The organism is Planctomycetota bacterium (assembly GCA_016125255.1).
In the GTDB taxonomy this organism is placed as follows: Bacteria; Planctomycetota; Phycisphaerae; order Phycisphaerales; family Zrk34; genus RI-421.
The window spans coordinates 24,497-40,483 of record WGMD01000013.1; the positions used below are offsets into that span (position 1 = coordinate 24,497).

General features: G+C 63.7%; 17 protein-coding genes. 10 read left to right on the forward strand and 7 right to left on the reverse strand.

All coding sequences use genetic code 11. The features are described from left to right. Nucleotides 1-30: 30 nt before the first annotated feature. The 3 genes from GC162_11875 to kdsA are packed head-to-tail and all read left to right on the forward strand — an operon-like array spanning nucleotide 31 to nucleotide 3,269. A complete protein-coding gene (locus GC162_11875) occupies nucleotides 31-1,314 on the forward strand; it encodes a hypothetical protein (protein ID MBI1369336.1) in 1,284 nt (427 codons plus the stop codon). A gap of 2 nt (nucleotides 1,315-1,316) precedes the next feature. Further along, nucleotides 1,317-2,447 carry a glutamate 5-kinase gene (gene proB, locus GC162_11880; GenBank protein ID MBI1369337.1) on the forward strand — a complete coding sequence of 377 codons (1,131 nt, stop codon included), beginning with the start codon at nucleotides 1,317-1,319 and terminating at the stop codon, nucleotides 2,445-2,447. 3 nt (nucleotides 2,448-2,450) lie between these two features. After that, nucleotides 2,451-3,269 (forward strand): 3-deoxy-8-phosphooctulonate synthase, encoded by an 819-nt coding sequence (gene kdsA / locus GC162_11885; GenBank protein MBI1369338.1) that lies wholly within the window; start codon nucleotides 2,451-2,453, stop codon nucleotides 3,267-3,269. Between the two features lie 2 nt (nucleotides 3,270-3,271). On the opposite strand, the gene GC162_11890 is transcribed toward kdsA, so the two are convergent. The 3 genes from GC162_11890 to GC162_11900 are packed head-to-tail and all read right to left on the reverse strand — an operon-like array spanning nucleotide 3,272 to nucleotide 5,916. Continuing rightward, nucleotides 3,272-4,006 carry a peptidase M50 gene (locus GC162_11890; GenBank protein ID MBI1369339.1) on the reverse strand — a complete coding sequence of 245 codons (735 nt, stop codon included), beginning with the start codon at nucleotides 4,004-4,006 and terminating at the stop codon, nucleotides 3,272-3,274. Next, entirely contained in the window at nucleotides 4,003-4,938 is a 936-nt protein-coding gene (locus GC162_11895) for an ROK family protein (protein MBI1369340.1), read from the reverse strand. The genes GC162_11890 and GC162_11895 overlap by 4 nt, the downstream gene beginning before the upstream one ends. Nucleotides 4,939-4,941: 3 nt before the next feature. Further along, nucleotides 4,942-5,916, reverse strand: a complete 975-nt coding sequence (locus GC162_11900; GenBank protein MBI1369341.1) for an acetyl-CoA carboxylase carboxyltransferase subunit alpha — start codon at nucleotides 5,914-5,916, stop codon at nucleotides 4,942-4,944. Here GC162_11900 and GC162_11905 point away from each other — a divergent pair. Then, nucleotides 5,806-6,891 carry a prephenate dehydrogenase/arogenate dehydrogenase family protein gene (locus GC162_11905; protein ID MBI1369342.1) on the forward strand — a complete coding sequence of 362 codons (1,086 nt, stop codon included), beginning with the start codon at nucleotides 5,806-5,808 and terminating at the stop codon, nucleotides 6,889-6,891. The two genes, GC162_11900 and GC162_11905, sit on opposite strands and share 111 nt — an antisense overlap. Further along, nucleotides 6,881-7,684: a pyrroline-5-carboxylate reductase gene (locus GC162_11910; protein MBI1369343.1), complete on the forward strand. Its 804-nt coding sequence runs from the start codon at nucleotides 6,881-6,883 to the stop codon at nucleotides 7,682-7,684. Before GC162_11905 ends, GC162_11910 begins: the two co-directional genes overlap by 11 nt. On the opposite strand, the gene GC162_11915 is transcribed toward GC162_11910, so the two are convergent. Genes GC162_11915 through GC162_11925 form a run of 3 tightly spaced genes read right to left on the reverse strand, consistent with a single transcriptional unit; the run spans nucleotide 7,685 to nucleotide 9,406 of the window. Next, nucleotides 7,685-8,542 (reverse strand): DUF3472 domain-containing protein, encoded by an 858-nt coding sequence (locus GC162_11915; protein MBI1369344.1) that lies wholly within the window; start codon nucleotides 8,540-8,542, stop codon nucleotides 7,685-7,687. Nucleotides 8,543-8,570: 28 nt separating this feature from the next. Next, entirely contained in the window at nucleotides 8,571-9,140 is a 570-nt protein-coding gene (wcaF, locus tag GC162_11920) for a colanic acid biosynthesis acetyltransferase WcaF (GenBank protein MBI1369345.1), read from the reverse strand. Between the two features lie 8 nt (nucleotides 9,141-9,148). Next, nucleotides 9,149-9,406, reverse strand: coding sequence for a NifU family protein (locus GC162_11925; protein MBI1369346.1), 258 nt, complete (start codon nucleotides 9,404-9,406; stop codon nucleotides 9,149-9,151). Here GC162_11925 and argH point away from each other — a divergent pair. The 4 genes from argH (at nucleotide 9,353) to tsaE (ending at nucleotide 13,709) form a co-directional block, all read left to right on the forward strand. Beyond that, a complete protein-coding gene (gene argH / locus GC162_11930) occupies nucleotides 9,353-11,413 on the forward strand; it encodes an argininosuccinate lyase (protein ID MBI1369347.1) in 2,061 nt (686 codons plus the stop codon). The two genes, GC162_11925 and argH, sit on opposite strands and share 54 nt — an antisense overlap. 293 nt (nucleotides 11,414-11,706) lie before the next feature. Continuing rightward, entirely contained in the window at nucleotides 11,707-12,090 is a 384-nt protein-coding gene (locus GC162_11935; GenBank protein ID MBI1369348.1) for a hypothetical protein, read from the forward strand. Nucleotides 12,091-12,102: 12 nt separating this feature from the next. After that, entirely contained in the window at nucleotides 12,103-13,047 is a 945-nt protein-coding gene (thiL, locus tag GC162_11940; GenBank protein ID MBI1369349.1) for a thiamine-phosphate kinase, read from the forward strand. Continuing rightward, nucleotides 13,029-13,709 (forward strand): tRNA (adenosine(37)-N6)-threonylcarbamoyltransferase complex ATPase subunit type 1 TsaE, encoded by a 681-nt coding sequence (gene tsaE / locus GC162_11945; GenBank protein MBI1369350.1) that lies wholly within the window; start codon nucleotides 13,029-13,031, stop codon nucleotides 13,707-13,709. The genes thiL and tsaE overlap by 19 nt, the downstream gene beginning before the upstream one ends. Here the strand turns inward: tsaE and GC162_11950 are convergent, their stop codons facing one another. Beyond that, nucleotides 13,710-14,183 (reverse strand): transcriptional repressor, encoded by a 474-nt coding sequence (locus GC162_11950; protein ID MBI1369351.1) that lies wholly within the window; start codon nucleotides 14,181-14,183, stop codon nucleotides 13,710-13,712. Nucleotides 14,184-14,531: 348 nt separating this feature from the next. Here GC162_11950 and GC162_11955 point away from each other — a divergent pair, with 348 nt between their 5' ends. After that, entirely contained in the window at nucleotides 14,532-15,614 is a 1,083-nt protein-coding gene (locus GC162_11955) for a hypothetical protein (GenBank protein MBI1369352.1), read from the forward strand. Nucleotides 15,615-15,987 lie beyond the last annotated feature (373 nt).

The window sequence follows — 15,987 nt, forward strand, 5'->3', positions numbered from 1 at the left end:
GATCATAGCATAACCGCTTAGAATGGCCCCATGTCATTCGGCAACGACATCCTCTACTCCGTCGGTGCCACACTGAGCAGTCCGCTCTGGGGCTACCGTCTTCTGCGCACTGGCAAATGGCGGACTGATTGGGCGTCGCGCTTCGGGCACGCCCCCGCGCAAGCGCGCGACGGGCGCAAGACGCTGCTCATTCACGCGGTGTCGGTCGGCGAGGTCAATGCGATCCGCCTGCTTGTCACGCAGCTTGAAGCGCACGGCGATCAACTCAAGGTCATCATCAGCGTCACGACGGACACGGGCATGGCGCGGGCGAAGCAACTCTTCGGCGAACGTCATGTCGTGGTGCGCTATCCGCTGGATTTCACGTCGAGCGTGCGGCGGTTTCTCGAAGCGGTGAAGCCGGACGCGGTGGCGCTGGTGGAGCTGGAGGTTTGGCCGACGTTCGTGGATGAATGTGCGAAGCGCGGGGTGCCGGTGATGGTGATCAACGGACGACTCAGCGCGCGGAGCTACAAGCGTTACGGCATGGTCCGGCCGCTGCTCAAGCCGACGTTCGCCAAACTCGCCGCCGCGGCGGCGCAGGATGCGGATTATGCGGAGCGGTTCGTCGGCATGGGCGTCGCGGCGGAGCGCGTGACGGTGACGGGGACGATGAAGTGGGACACGACGAAAATCGTCGACACGCTGCCGGGGGCGGACGCGCTGGCGGCGACGCTGGGCATCGATCGGAGGCGGAAGCTGATCGTGTGCGGCTCGAGCGGGCCGGGCGAGGAGAAGCTGTTCATCGAAGCATTGAGCGGCCTGGGCGATCCGCCGGCGCAGATTCTCATCGCGCCCCGCAAGCCCGAGCGTTTCGACGAGGCGGCGGCGGCGATGGGCAACCCGGTGCGGCGCCGCGACTGTCAAGATGGAACCACGCGGCCGATCGACGCGCGGGGTGTGTTTCTGCTGGACACGATCGGGGAACTGGGCAGGGCGTATGCGCTGGCGGATGTGGTGGTCATCGGGCGGAGCTTCTGTCCGCTGCACGGATCGGACATGACGGAGCCGATCGCGTTGGGGCGGCCGGTCGTGATCGGACCGAACGTGGAGGATTTTGCGGATATGATGGCTAAACTTGTGGCCGGCGGCGGCATCGTGCAGGTCGCGGAAGGGACCTCGCTCAGAGCGGCCGTCGAACGTCTGCTCGATCCGGCGACGGGATTGGCGCTGGCTCAGCGCGGGCGCGACGTGCTCAAAAGTCAGCAGGGCGCGACGCGGCGGAATGTGCAGATGATCCTCAAGCAGATGAAGCTCATCAGTGCGGAATCGTAGATATGTCATCAAGTGAGATTCGCCAGCAGGTTCTCGTCGGCGCCAAGCGCATCGTGATCAAGGTCGGGTCGCAGATCCTGACCAATGCGTCGGGCGGATTCGACACGCGCTACATGAAGCGGCTCGCCGAGCAGATCGCCGAGTTGATCGGACAGGGATGCGATGTGACGCTTGTCAGCTCGGGCGCGGTGGCGATGGGTCGGAAGATTCTGAATCTCGATAAGCGGCCGAAGGACGTCGGCGTGCTTCAGGCCGTCGCCTCCGTCGGGCAGACGGGATTGATGAACGCTTGGCACGAGTTCTTCGCCGAGTACGGGCTCAACATCGCTCAGATGCTTCTGACGCGGGATGATGTCGAAGATCGCAATCGGTATCTGAACATCCGCAATTGCCTGACGGAACTGCACGAGATGCGGGCCGTGCCGATCATCAATGAGAACGACACGGTCAGCGTGGCTGAACTTCGGCTCGGGGACAACGACGTGCTGGCGGCTCTGGTGGCCAACGCACTGTGCGCCGATGTACTGATCCTGCTGAGCGTCATCGACGGTTTGCAGGACGAGAAGGGCGAGGTGCTCGACGTCGTCGAAGACGTCGCGGCGGCGCGCTCGTTGATCCGCTCGGGCAAGAGCGAGATGGGCACCGGCGGCATGCATACGAAACTCGAAGCGGCACGCATGGTCACCGATGCCGGCGAGGCGGCGGTCATCGCCAACGGGCGTGCCAAGGATGTGATCCGACGGATCATGGCCGGCGAGACGGTCGGCACGCTGTTCGTGCCAGCGCAGCGACGCATGGCGCCGCGCCAGCGCTGGATCGGACAAGCCGTCCGCCCGGCGGGCGTCATCATGGTCGACGAAGGCGCGGCCATGGCGCTGATCGAACGCAACAAGAGTCTGCTCGCCACGGGCATCATCGACGTCGTCGGCCAATACCAGAAGGGCGACGTCGTGGTGATCCGCGACGCGCGCGGCCACGAACTGGCGCGCGGCCTGACGAACTACAACTCCGACGAAACCCGGGCGATCATGGGAAAACGCACCACGCAATTCGAAGACATCCTCGGCCGCCGGGCATACGACGAGGTCGTGCACCGGGACAACATGGCGATCACCTCCACGCGAACAGGATGAGGCATGAAGCAAACACTGCGCATTGGTGAATATCAGGTCGGACCGTCGCAACCGCTTCTGGTGATCGCGGGGCCGTGTGTGATCGAATCGCTCGATCAGTGTTTGCAGATCGGAGCGGCGGTCCTCGAGCGGTGTGCGGAGCGGGGGCTTTCGTATGTGTTCAAGGCGAGCTTCGACAAGGCGAACCGTTCGAGCATTCACAGCGCCCGCGGCCCGGGGCTTGAGGAGGGTCTTCGGATTCTCGAACAATGCCGAGAGAAACTGGGCGTTCCGGTGACGACGGATATTCATGAATCATCGCAAGCGGCGGCGGCGGGGCAGGCGGTCGATGTGATTCAGATCCCGGCGTTTCTGTGTCGACAGACCGACTTGCTCGCGGCGGCGGGGGCGACGGGCAAACCGGTCAACGTCAAAAAGGGCCAGTTCCTTTCGCCGGCGGAAATGACGAACGTCATCAGCAAGCTCACCGAGTCCAAGGCCGCGGGCATCATGCTCACCGAACGCGGCACGTTCTTCGGATACAACCGCCTCGTCAATGACTTCATCGGCCTTGGCGACATGCTCGATCTGGGCTACCCCGTCTGCTTCGACGTAACGCACTCCACACAGCAACCCGGCGGGCAGGGGCACACCAGCGGCGGGCGCCCCGATCGCGCGCCGCTGCTGGCGCGCGCGGCCGTGGCGGCGGGCGTGCATTCGCTGTTTCTGGAGACGCATCCGAATCCGCCCAAGGCGCTGAGCGATGCGGCGACGGTGCTGCCGATTCCGGTGGCGCTGAATCTGCTCGATGAGGCGGCGAAGCTGCGGGGGGCGATGGCGTAAGGTCATGGATACTGCTGCGATCGCTCGTACTCTCGCAAATGGCGCGCATAGTTGAGGGCGCTGTACGACTGCATGCCCATGAAGAAGCCGATCAGCCCGAGCCATAGTTCCTCGGCGTAAAGCGCGAGGCCGACGAGCGCGGCGGCGCCGAGGATGCCGATGACCGCGGCGATCATCAGACTCCGTCCCGCCCCGACGAAGAACCAGATGAGTGAACGCAGAATCTGTCCGCCGTCCAGCGGATAGATCGGCATCATGTTGAAGATCAGCAGCGCGAGATTGATCATCGACATCTCGTAAACCAGGCGGGCAGTCATCGGCTGATCGAGCGCGACGGTGAGCATGGCCAATCCGTACAGCACCGGCACGAGGACGACGTTGACGAGCGGCCCGGCGGCGACGGACCAGAGCGTCGCGCCGGGGCGGGGGGGCGGCTGCACGAACGCCAGCCCACCGAGCGGCCAGAGCACGATCCGCTCCGCCTTCCCGCCGACGGATTTGCACGCCAGCGCGTGACCATATTCGTGAATCAGCACGATCAGGAACAGGCACAGATATTCGAGGATGTAGTAGACAAGCGGCTCGCGGATTTCGCCTTCGGACATCGCGCCCGACTGCATGCGGTTGATCTGATACACCGCCGCCAGCAGCCAGCTCCAGTGCACGAACACATCGACGCCTAACTTGCGGAACAGCAGGAGCGAGCCGTTTTGAGTTTGTAACCGCGATGGATTCATGCGAGCGCCTTATCCGAAATCGCCGCGGCAAGGGCGGCCAGATCCTGCACGCGGTCGCCGAGCAGGGCGACGTCGATCGTGCACGCTTCATACGACCGCGCCATCGCTTCGGTTTGCGCTGCGGCGCGCGTGGGGCGAAGTATCAGTTCGCCCAGCCGAATCGCCAGCGAGCCCAGACTGATGCGACGCGGGTTGAGAATGTCGATGAGGATCGCGCAGGCGTGGCCGAGATGCGTGCCCAGTTCCGTCACGATCTGAATCGCCACCGCGTCCCCCGCCAGCGCGGCGTCGCCGACAATGCGCCCGTCGACATGCTCATGTTCATCGAGCACGGTCGGCGGATGCGGCTTCGCCAGCGCGATGCGGGCGAGCGAGCCCAGGGCCTTACCACTGGTGAATCCTTCAACGGACCCGGCCTTGCGGCAGCCGACCGGGCCGGCGTCGCGCAGGCGGACGTGCCCGATTTCGCCGGCGAGGTTGGAGACGCCGCGATGCAGCCGGCCATCGAGAATCAGGCCGGCGCCCTGGCCGGTGCCGCAGGTGAGGTAGACCATGTCGCTTACCGCCCGACGGCATCCCCAGTGCCACTCCGCCATCGCGGCGGCGTCGGCGTCATTTTCGAGATTGACCGGTATCCCCAACGCCTCGCGCACGCGTTCCACGACCGGCACATCGACCCAATGCGGCAGATTCGCCGGCGACTGAATTAATCCGCGCTTGCGGTCGAGCGGGCTGCCGACGCTGACGCCGGCGGCGGCGGGACGATGCGATCGGCACCACGGGCGCGCTGCGTCGATGAGCGATGCGACCGTCGTGTCGGGATCGGCAGTGTCGATTTGATGACGCTCGAGAATGCGGCCCTCGACATCGCCGAGGACGACGGCGGACTTGGTCCCGCCGATGTCAAACCCGAGCAGCAGCGGGGCGTCCATCGCTCAGACCTGCGCCGTCTGTCCGACCGTGCGGAACTTCTCGTAGCGGCGCTTGACGAGGTTGTCGATCTTGAATCGCTTCAGATCGCGCAGCGCGGCGACGAGCCACTTCTCGACCTCCGCCGCCGTCGACGCCGGGTCGCGATGCGCTCCGCCGAGCGGTTCTTCGATCATTTCGTCCACGACGCCGAGCTTCATGTTCTCGCGCGCCGTCAGATGAAGCTGCTCCGCCGCATCCGCCGCCTTTTCGCCTGTTTTCCAGAGAATCGCTGCGCATCCTTCGGGGCTGATCACGCTGTACCAGGCATATTGAAGCATCGAAATGCGGCCGCCCACGCCGATGCCCAGCGCTCCGCCGGAGCCGCCTTCGCCGATCACCACGCACGCGACGGGTGTCTTGAGCCGAGCCATCTCGCGCAGGTTGTACGCGATTGCCTCCGCCTGTCCGCGCTCCTCGGCCCCGATGCCCGGATACGCGCCAGGCGTGTCGATAAACGTCACCACCGGCAGTCCGAATTTCTCAGCGAGCTTCATCTTCGCCATCGCCTTGCGATACCCCTCGGGGTGAGCGCATCCGAAATGACAGGCGATCTTCTCCTTGACGTCCTTGCCCTTGTTATGCGCGACGATCAGGCACTTGTGCGGGCCGATGCGGCCGAAGCCCGTGATGATCGCCGGGTCGTCGCCATAGCGCCTGTCGCCGTGCAACTCGGCGAAGTCCTTGACGATCGCGCGGATGTAGTCGATCGACTGCGGGCGACCCGGATGGCGCGCCACCTGCACCGTCTGCCACGGCGTGAGCCGCGCATAAGTCTTCTTCATCAGCGTCGCGTGACTCTGCCGAAGCTTCTTGATCTCCGCCGCGAAATGACCGTCCGCGTCGTCCTGCTTCTCAAGTTCAGCGATCTGCTTTTCAAGCTGCACCAGCGGCTTTTCGAACTCGAGCTGGTAGCTGCCTTCGTACGTTCCAGCGGGCATGAGCGTCTCCATCGAGGCCGCCTCACCACCCGTCGCATCGCGGCGGCGGATCGGCTAGCATGGCCCATTCGTGCGGGTATTATACCCGACCTAAGGACCCGTATGACGTTACCCGCATTCAAGCAGATCACCATCGTCGGCCCGGGGCTGCTGGGCGCTTCGATCGGCCTGGCGCTCAAGCACGCCGGGTTCATCGGGCGCATCGTCGGCGTGGCGCGCTCCCAAGCGACGCGCGACACCGCCCTCGCCCGCAACTGCATCGACGACGCCACCGACGACCTGCTCGCCGCCGCGCGGCACAGCGATCTGATCCTCCTCGCCACGCCCGTCAACACCATCATCCGCCAACTCTCCGAACTGCGCGACGTCGATGCGATCATCACCGACGTCGGTTCGACGAAACGCAGCATCGTCCACGCCGCTTCGCAGGTGCTCAAACATCCGGAGCGCTTCGTCGGCTCGCACCCGATGGCCGGCAGCGAGAACACCGGACCCGAACATGCGCGGGCGGATCTGTTCAAGGGAAAGCCGGTGATCATGACGCCGAGCCCGGCGACGGAGGAAGCGACGATGCGCGGCGTCGAGCAACTCTGGAAGTCGCTGGGCATGCTCGTATACAAGGCCGCGCCGGAGCTGCACGATCAGATGGTCGCGCACATTTCGCATGTTCCGCATGTGATGGCGGGTCTGCTCGTGCTGCTGGCGGAGCAGGGGGGCGGGCTGCATGTCGCCTCGACCGGGTTCACCGACACGACCCGCCTCGCCAGCGGCGACCCGCAGCTCTGGGCCGACATCCTCACAGACAATCGCAAGCAGGTCGTGCGGGCGCTGGACGAACTGAGCGCTTTGATCGACGATCTGCGCCATCGTCTGACCGACGGGCAGCGCGAGCCGGTCTGCGAACTTCTGGAAACCGCCCAGCGCATCCGCAATCGCTGGCTCAAGGAAAACGCGGAGCGAAATCATGGAATATGAACTGGGCATCATCGGCGGAGGCAACATGGCCGAGGCGATCGTCCGCGCCGCCGTCGACCGCGGCGTCCTCGATTCGAAAAAAGTCATCGTGTCCGACCCCGCCGGGCAGCGGCGAAAAGTGTTCGACGCGATGGGCGTGCTGGCGGTCGAATCCAACCAGCAGGTCATTCTCGACGCGGCCCAGATCATGCTCGCCATCAAGCCGCAGATGCTTCCGACCGTCGCCGCCGATTTGCAGTCGCTCGATGCGGAGCGCCAGATTGTCATGTCGATCATGGCGGGCATCACGACGAAGAAGCTCGCCGCAACGGTCGGCAAGAAGCTGCGCATCGTGCGCGTGATGCCCAACACGCCTTTGATGGTCGGCATCGGCATGTCCGGAGTGGCGGTCGGCGTGGACGCGAACGAAGGCGATGACCTCTTGGCGATGCAGATTTTCGGCGCGTCCGGCGAAGCGGTGCGGCTGGCAGAGGACGCCATCGACGCCGTGACCGCTGTGTCGGGGTCCGGTCCCGCGTATGTGTTCTACCTCGCGGAGGCGATGACCGAGGCGGCCAAGTCGCTGGACCTGCCCGACGATGTGGCAGCATTGCTCACACAGCAGACGATTCTCGGCGCGGCCACATTGATGCGCCAGTCGCCCGACACGCCCGCCGAACTTCGCCGCAAAGTCACCAGCCCCGGCGGCACCACGCAGGCGGCCATCGAAACGATGGACCGCCATCAGATCAAGGCGCACATCATCGAAGCCATCCAGGCCGCCGCCGCCCGCTCGCGCGAACTGGGCAAGTGATCACTCCAGCCCCGGCAGATCGGCCGGGGGCGCGCCGAATGTGTTGGCGGGTTTGCTGATTCTGCCCCAAAGTTTCGTGTGCAGGTTCTGCGTCGCGCCGCCGGTGATGAGTCGGTACCAGCCCTCGGTCAGGCCGGCGTCGATGTTCAGGGCGGGGTTCGAATCGCCCGTGAACTGAGCTTCGGCGCACGGGTGCCATTCGTTTTTGGCATCGCGGACCCATGTGCGCGTGAACCGAGCTTCGCGGGCCAGCTTCGCCGACTCGAAATTGCGCCGAAAGTCCTCGACGAACGAGTAGTACCCGTTCATGAGCCGCCCGCCAGTGATGGTGGAGAACGTGGCCATGTGCTTCCACGTTTTCGTCTCGGGCATGAAGAAGTAGCCGCTGTACACGGTGCGATCGCTGTCGGCGGCGGCGGTGACAAGGAAGTGGTACGTCTCGCCGATGTTCCAGTCGTAATCGAACATGCTCTTGCCGCCGGTGCCTTCGCCGCCGAATCGGCTCACGCGCACGTTCTCGCCCTGCGCGAGCACCTGCACGCGTACTTCATCCGGGACCGAGCCCGGGTCGTTGCCTTCGTGCTTGTCCCAGACGGAGAAGATGGCGATCTTCTTGCCGTTGGCCAGTTCCTGAAAGCCCATGTATCCCGTCGACCAGCCCGCCGCCATGAAGTACGAGCCGGGGGCGGACTGCATGATCTTCATCTCATTGAAGAAGGCCGTGCCCGTCGGGGCCTTGTAGAACAGATGGATCGAGCGGCAGGCGCGCTGTTCCGGCACCGGCTCCGCACGCACGACGCTTGTCCACGCCACCGCCGCCGCCAGCACGTACATGATCATTTGCCTCGTCATGTTCATACAGACCTCACGCCGCCGGCGAAGTTCCTTACGCGTCGGGCCGAATTTTTCGTTCGCCGACTTTCTCGGCGGGATTGCCGCGGTAGATGCCGTACGCCTGCGTGTCCTTGGAGATGACGGAGCCGGCCGCGGCAATCGAGTGCGATCGCATGATGACACCCGGCCCGACGAGCGCTTTCGCACCGACCCAGACGCCGTCCTCGAGCGTGATTGATGCGAGGCGCAGCCCGAACGCCGGATCGGTCCAGTCGTGATTACCCGTGCACAGATACGCGCCCTGGCTGATGCAGCAGTTGGAGCCGACGGTGATAGTCACGATCGAATCGAGCCATGCGTCTTCGCCGATCCATACGTGATCCCCGATGACGAGCCGCCAGGGATATTTGACGTTGACGCCCGGCTTGATGACAACGCCTTGTCCGATCTTCGCGCCGAACAGACGCAGGAGCGCGACGCGCAGCCCGCTCGATGGATGCAATTTGGTATGGATGAACAGCGCGTTGACCAGAAACCAGATCGACCGCTTGACGGCCCCCGCGCCGGGGTCGTAGTTGCTGTTGTCGTACCGGGCGAGTTGAACTTTGGGGGCGTCGGCCATGGGTCAGATCAGTTCACCGCCACGACCGACTTGACCTCCGGCACGCGGGCCGTGAGGTTCTTTTCCACGCCGTGCTGAAGCGTCATGGAACTCGACGGGCAGCCGACGCATTCGCCGTGGAAGCGGATCTGCACGACGCCGTCGTCGGTGATGTTGACCAGTTCGATGTCGCCGCCGTCGGATTGGACGGCGGGGCGGATGAGCTCAAGGACATGCTCGACGCGCTTGCGGAGGTTGTCGGAACTGGGAACCGTATCAGCGCTCATATGAGTCGAGTCCTTTCGAGCATCCCCCGGCCCCCGGATGCATCAGCCGGCGGGCATTTGACGCCGGGGCATTTTAGATCGTTTCGCAGGCAAGAGCCAGTCGCCGCCTCGCGGAGTTTTGGCCGGTCCGCTATGATGGCGAATCTTATGAGCAGCACGCAAAAACCCTGGGAACACGCCAAGAGCGGCGGGTCCGAACACGACGCCCTTGCCGCCCGGTTCGTCGAGTCCCTGTCCTACGACACGCGTCTCTACAAGCACGACATCGCCGGCTCCATCGCCCACGCCCGCATGCTCCAGCATGTCGGCCTCATCTCCGCCGACGAACTTTCCGCCATCGAGCGCGGCCTCGGTGAAATCCAAAACGAAATCGAAGCCGCCCAAGTCACCGGCTGGCCCGGCTGGAGGATCGAACTCGAAGACGTCCACATGTGCATCGAAGCAGCCCTGATCGAAAAGATCGGCGACCCCGGCCGAAAACTGCACACCGGGCGGAGCCGCAATGATCAGGTGGCGACGGATATTCAGTTATGGATCGAATGCGAAAGATGCCAGATTCGATCGGACATCGAACGTCTCATTCGCGCATTTATCCGATTGGCTATCGATCAAGGTGATATTGTCATTCCTTCATATACACATCTTCAGCGAGCGCAGCCAATTGTTGTCGGCGGCGAAGCGGGGGCTTGGAAAGAAGCATTTGAGCGATGCCGCTGTCGATTTGAAAATTTGAGTTTCGACTATTCTCCGCTCGGCTCAGGCGCGATTGCCGGTTCGTCGTTGCCGCTTGACCGGGAGTTCGCAGCGAAACAGATGCGGATCGGAATAATGGACCTCGTAACGGATAACAGCATCGAATCCACAGCATCAAGAGATAACGTCCTCGATTTTGCATATGCCCTGTCGATGACCAGCATGTGGCTCTCGCGCTGGGCGGAACAGTGGATCATCTACATGACCGCTGAGTTCGGCACGCTCTCCATCGGCGATGCGTTCACGACCGGCTCGTCGATGATGCCGCAGAAGCGCAATCCCGACATGCTCGAACTCATCCGCGGGCGGTGCGGGAATGTGTACGGCCACCTCGTGGCGCTGCTGACGATCTGCAAGGGCATCACCATCGGTTACAACCGCGACCTGCAGGAAGACAAGCGCCACGTCTTCGCGGCGTACGACACGGTGCGCGACTGCCTTCAGATGGCGACGGCGATCGTCAAGTCGGCCAAGTTCAAGTCGCCGGACATGAGCCGGGGGTTCATGGATGCGACGTCGCTGGCTGAGTATCTCGTGACGAAGGGCGTCCCGTTCCGCACCGCTCATCAGGTCGTCGGCTCCCTCGTGCGGCACTGCATCGAAAACAACATCACCCAACTGTCCGACCTGTCCGTCGACCAGATGAACCGTTTAGCGACGCCGCTTGCGGCGGGCTCTCCACCAATCGACAAAATCGTCTACGACTGGCTCGGCGCCGAGAACGTCGTCAAGCGCTATCAGACCTACGGCAACGCCGGCCTGTCGGGCTACCGGCAGCAGCTCGACGAATGGAAAAAGCGCCTCGGCGGTCATGACGAATCGCCCGCCCCCGAAAAATCGCTCTTCGGTGAAGACCTCAAGCTCGACGATCATGATGCCGCGCTCATCGCCGCGTATGAACAAGCGGGGCGGACGCTTGACGATCTTCCCTACACCGACGAGTTCGAAGCCATCTATAAATCGGCGGCGGGGGGGCGCGACCGCTCGGCCGTGTTCCATCGGCTGCATAACCTCCGCAAAGCCGGCAAACTTCCGAAGCTCGGCCGGACGGCGCAGGCGGCCCCGCTCGTCACCGATGAGCAGCAGACCATCCTCATCGAACTCGTCACCGGCGCGATCGGCAAGCTCTCGCTGCGCGATCAGCTTCCCTTCACCGACCAGTTCCCCGCCATCGTCGACGCCTTCAACGCCCGCACCGGCCTGCAGTTCAGCCCCTATCAAGTCTGGCGCGTCGTCGCCAAACTCGCCAAATAAGCCGCTTGCGGCTTGGCAAATGAGCTAGCGGTTTACTTGCGGTCAACCATTTGACTTTTTCTCATCACCCTGCGTAACCTTGTCTCTCAACCATGCATCGGAAAGTGACGATGAAACGTAGCTCGCAAATTTCGACGCTCTGGCACGACACCGCGATGGCCGTCTTGGCGCGCCGTGTCTGCCGCATGGACTGTACCCGCTCGTAGGACCCGATTGAATCACCGATCAATCAACGCCCGCGAGCTTCAAAACTCGCGGGTTTTTTAATGCTTTCGCCTCAAAGGAGGCCCACCATGACCGCACTGCTCGACTCCATCACGCTCAATCGCCAGGCCATCCGGTTCCTTCTGGACCGTCGCGCCGGCCGGCTTGTTTCCGATCTGCACACGGGCCAGGAACCCTTGGTCACCAAAATCACCTATCGTCCCGGCGAACGGGGCTCTTTCGTGACCGATGTGCCCGCCGACACCGCTCATGCCGCGCTTCTGCGGCGGGGCGGCAGGGCGACTCTGCACATCGTCGCCCCCAAAGGCACGCACGACGGACTCTGGCACGTCGAGGCACAGGTCGAGATTCAGCCCCTGCGCGAATCCGACGGCCGGCTGCACGTGCAGCTCTGGCCCACGCACCTGACCGCACGCACGCACCAGCCCGCCCCGGCGATGGCCGTCGCCTGATTCGGTTCGCGCATGGCGTACAATGGACCCATGCGCGAACTGGATCTGCTCAAGCACGTCTACGCCGCCAACAAGCGGCTGCCGCGGCAGGTCGTCATCCCGCCCGGTGATGACATGGGCGCGATCCGCCTCGGCGGCGAGACCGTGCTCGTCACCGTCGATCAGGTCATCGACGGCGTGCATGTAAAACTTGCCGACACGCCGCTCGAATTGGTCGGCCGCAAGGCGGTCACGCGCAATCTGTCCGACGTCGCCGCCATGGCCGCCAAGCCGCTCGGCGCGGTCGTGGCGGCGGCGCTGCCGCGCGGGTTCGGCGAAGCGAATGCAACGAAGTTGTTCGACGCCATGCGTCAGACCGCCGAGGGGTACGACTGCCCGCTCGTTGGGGGCGACATCGCGATGCACGATGGGGCGCTGACCTTGAGCGTGACCATCTTCGCCGAACCGGCGGGCATCGATCCGATCCTGCGAAGCGGGGCGAACGTCGGCGATGCCGTCTGCGTCAGCGGAAAGCTCGGCGGATCATGGCGCGACGGCGCCCGGGCGCATCTGGAATTTGAGCCGCGCATTGAGCTGGCGCGGCGGCTCGCCGGCGATGCGGCGACGCGGCCGAGCAGCATGATCGATCTTTCCGACGGACTGGCCAGCGACCTGGCCCGTATCTGCGAACAATCGAACGTCGCGGCCGTGATCGATGCGGCGAAAATCCCGACGCGAAAGCAGGGGGGCGACGCCCTCGCGGCGGCGCTGTTCGATGGTGAGGACTACGAATTGTGCTTCACGCTCAGCGAACAAGCCGCCCGCGCCCTGCCCCATGAAATCGCCGGCGTGCCTCTGAGCATCGTCGGTCATATCATCAGCGCAGCGGACGCCCCGCACGAGGGCCGCATCTGGCTGACGGAAATCAACGGTGAACGACGACCGCTGACGCAGGCGGGATGGGAACATCACACGTGACGATGAGCAAGACATCGACGATTGCATTCACCTCCGACGCCCCGGCGAAAACGATCGCGCTCGGCAGCGCCATGGCGCGGATCGTGCGGGCGGGCGATGTGATCGCATTGGTGGGTGAACTGGGCGCGGGCAAGACGCAGTTCGTGCGCGGGTTCGCTGACGGGCTCGGCATGAACGCCCGGGCGGTGGCGAGCCCGACGTTCGTGCTCATGGTCGAACACGAAACCGACGACCCGAACCGGGCGCTGGTGCACATCGACGCATACCGCATGGACACTTTATCGGACCTTGAATCCATCGGCTGGTCGCCAGAGCTTTTCGATACGGCGGTGACGCTCGTCGAATGGGCCGATCGTATCGAGCAACAGTTGCCGGTGGATCACCTGCGCATCGAAATCGAACATACCGGCGAAACCACACGGACGATTTCGATCAGCGGCTCCGGCGCCTGGGCGGACCGATTCGATGACGTTCGCGCCGCGGTCGAGCCGCTTTGCCAAACGACGCCGTGTCCGACGTGCAAAACGCCCGTGACAATCGCCGCGGCGACGTATCCGTTCTGCGGCGAGCGGTGCAAAATGGCGGATTTGAACAAGTGGTTCAGCGGGGCCTACATGGTCAGCCGTCCGCTCAAAGCCGAGGACGACGAGTTGGACGTTTGATCACGAACCGGCGGGTTTGACGCCGTAGATGATCAGCCGGTGACCAGCGGGCTCGAGTCCGTGTTCGCGACAAATCTGGTCCCGCAGCGCCTCGAGCTCGGGGCTGTGAAACTCAATGACTTCGTCGGTGTCCATGTTGACCAGGTGATCGGTCGGCTTGCGCCCATAGATCAACTGGTAATGGGCCAGCTTCGAATCGAGGAGCACCTCCTGAATGATCCCAGCTTCAACGAGGTGCTTGATCGTGCGGTAGATCGTGGCCTTGGAGACATGATGCCCGGCGGCATGCATCTCGAACATGAGCTGCTCGGCTTCAAAGAGCCCATCCTTGGCGAGGACGGCGTCAAGAATCATCGCCCGTTCGGATGTGAACTTGAGGCCGCGTTTTTTGAGGAACCGCCGAAAGATGCTGCACAGCGGCGCGACGATCAACGCGTCGCCGGCTTCGGGTGGCTGATTGGAGGGATTTGTCACCAAGATTCAAAGTCCGATAATCACTGTTATGTTAAATCGGGGGGCACAACGGCATGAGGGCTGAGCCATGCCGTTGACACAGTGTATCGAGTGCGGTCGGACGATCAAACACTACGACGGGGGCGTGCTGCGTCAGGTCCGGTCGAATCGGCGCTATTGCTGCCCGGCTCATCGACAGCGGGCCTACCGCCGGCGGCAGCGTGAACGACGGGAAGTTGTGAACCGCCGGGGCGAGTAGTCTTGATGAAACTCGCCCAAGCTGACACGGAGGTCAGGCCGACCATCGCCCGCCGCCATAGGTGCGGATCGTGGTGGTGTACGCACTGCTGCCGCCCGAAGGCGTGGGTGGTGCGTCGTCGGATTCGTGAAGTCGCGGACCGGTGGCAGAACACGCGGCTGATCACCCTGACGGTAGATCGTAAGCGCTGGGCGTCACCGCGTACCGTGTGGGAGCAGGTCGCGTTGAACGCCCTCGTGCCAAGGCTGATGCGGCGACTGGGCATCAAGCGATGGGTGTGGGTGCTTGAGTTTCAGACCAAAACGGGTGAAGGATGGCCACACTGGCACGTCCTCGCCGACGTGGGGTACGTCGAATACGCGGAAATTCGCCGGCTCTGGTGGGGGCTATGGGGCATCGGCAACATCGATGTGCAGAAAGTGAACGCCGCGTCAGGAGCGTGGTATCTGTCGTCGTACCTCACGAAGGCGTCCGCCGCCCCGCCGTGGGTGCTTGCGATGACACGACCGGTCAGGCGGATCGCCGCGAGTAGGCTGGTCGGTCGCATCACGTCGACGACTGCGGAAGAACGTGCGATCAGTGGTGCGGATGGCAGCGTGCCGGACGTGTTCGAGCGGGAGCATCCGCCGACCGATGCGTTGCGGTCGAGGCCGGATCGTCGTGGCAAGCCGCTGCTATGGAAGCTCGCGGAGTGCGGTCGGGGATGGATGGTGAGACTCGATGGACGGTGGCAATGGTTCACCGGCGGGGCTGTACCGAAGCACGTAGAGCGTCTCGCTCGTGACTTTGTTGTGATGGAACCGGCAGAAGCAATGAAGCGGGTCACTTCGCGGCATAGGGCGAGCATGACTCGTGGTTTGATCGAGGCTGCAGCGGCTCGTGTGTGGGACCGGGCAGTCCGAACGTTCTCAGACGCGGAGGCGATGCGGCCGTTGTCACCGTGGGAGCTTCCGTGGTCAAGGCTGCGACCGCCACCGGACCGTCCGCCAGACACGCCGCCGGAGCCGCGTCTGTTCGAGGGGGCGACAGGATGGATCGCAGAGCACAGGAATGCAAGGGGGCGATCACGCCGCGGCACAGATCCGCTTCAGGTCGCAGGAGCGGGCACAATTCACACCAACGAGGCAATGCGACGGCCTCATGCGCACACGGAAGGCACAAATGAACAGGTCAAGCATCGAATTGCGACGTGAGGTTGAGGACGTTATCCAGCGGGGGCGTCTTTTGCTCCCGGAGGTGCAGTATCGATACCTAGCTGCGGTGGCGTACAACGGCCTAACAGCGACGGACCTCGCGGTCCTCCTGTGCCCGTCGTGCCCGAAAGTCCGCCGAGTTCAAATGATGATCCGTGGCATCGTGCGGAGACTCAAAAGCCCGGACGCCCATGCACTCGTGAGGTGTGCAAGTAAACTGACAGCGGAACAGTGGGAAGTTGCAAGGCAGCACATCGTGGGTCGGGAGACTCTCCGGTCTACGGCGGAAAGCTTGGGGCTGACCCTCTGGCGGGTCCGCACGCTAGTAACTGAGGTGCGTGAGGCAATCGCAGGGGAACGCAGGAGGAAAGCC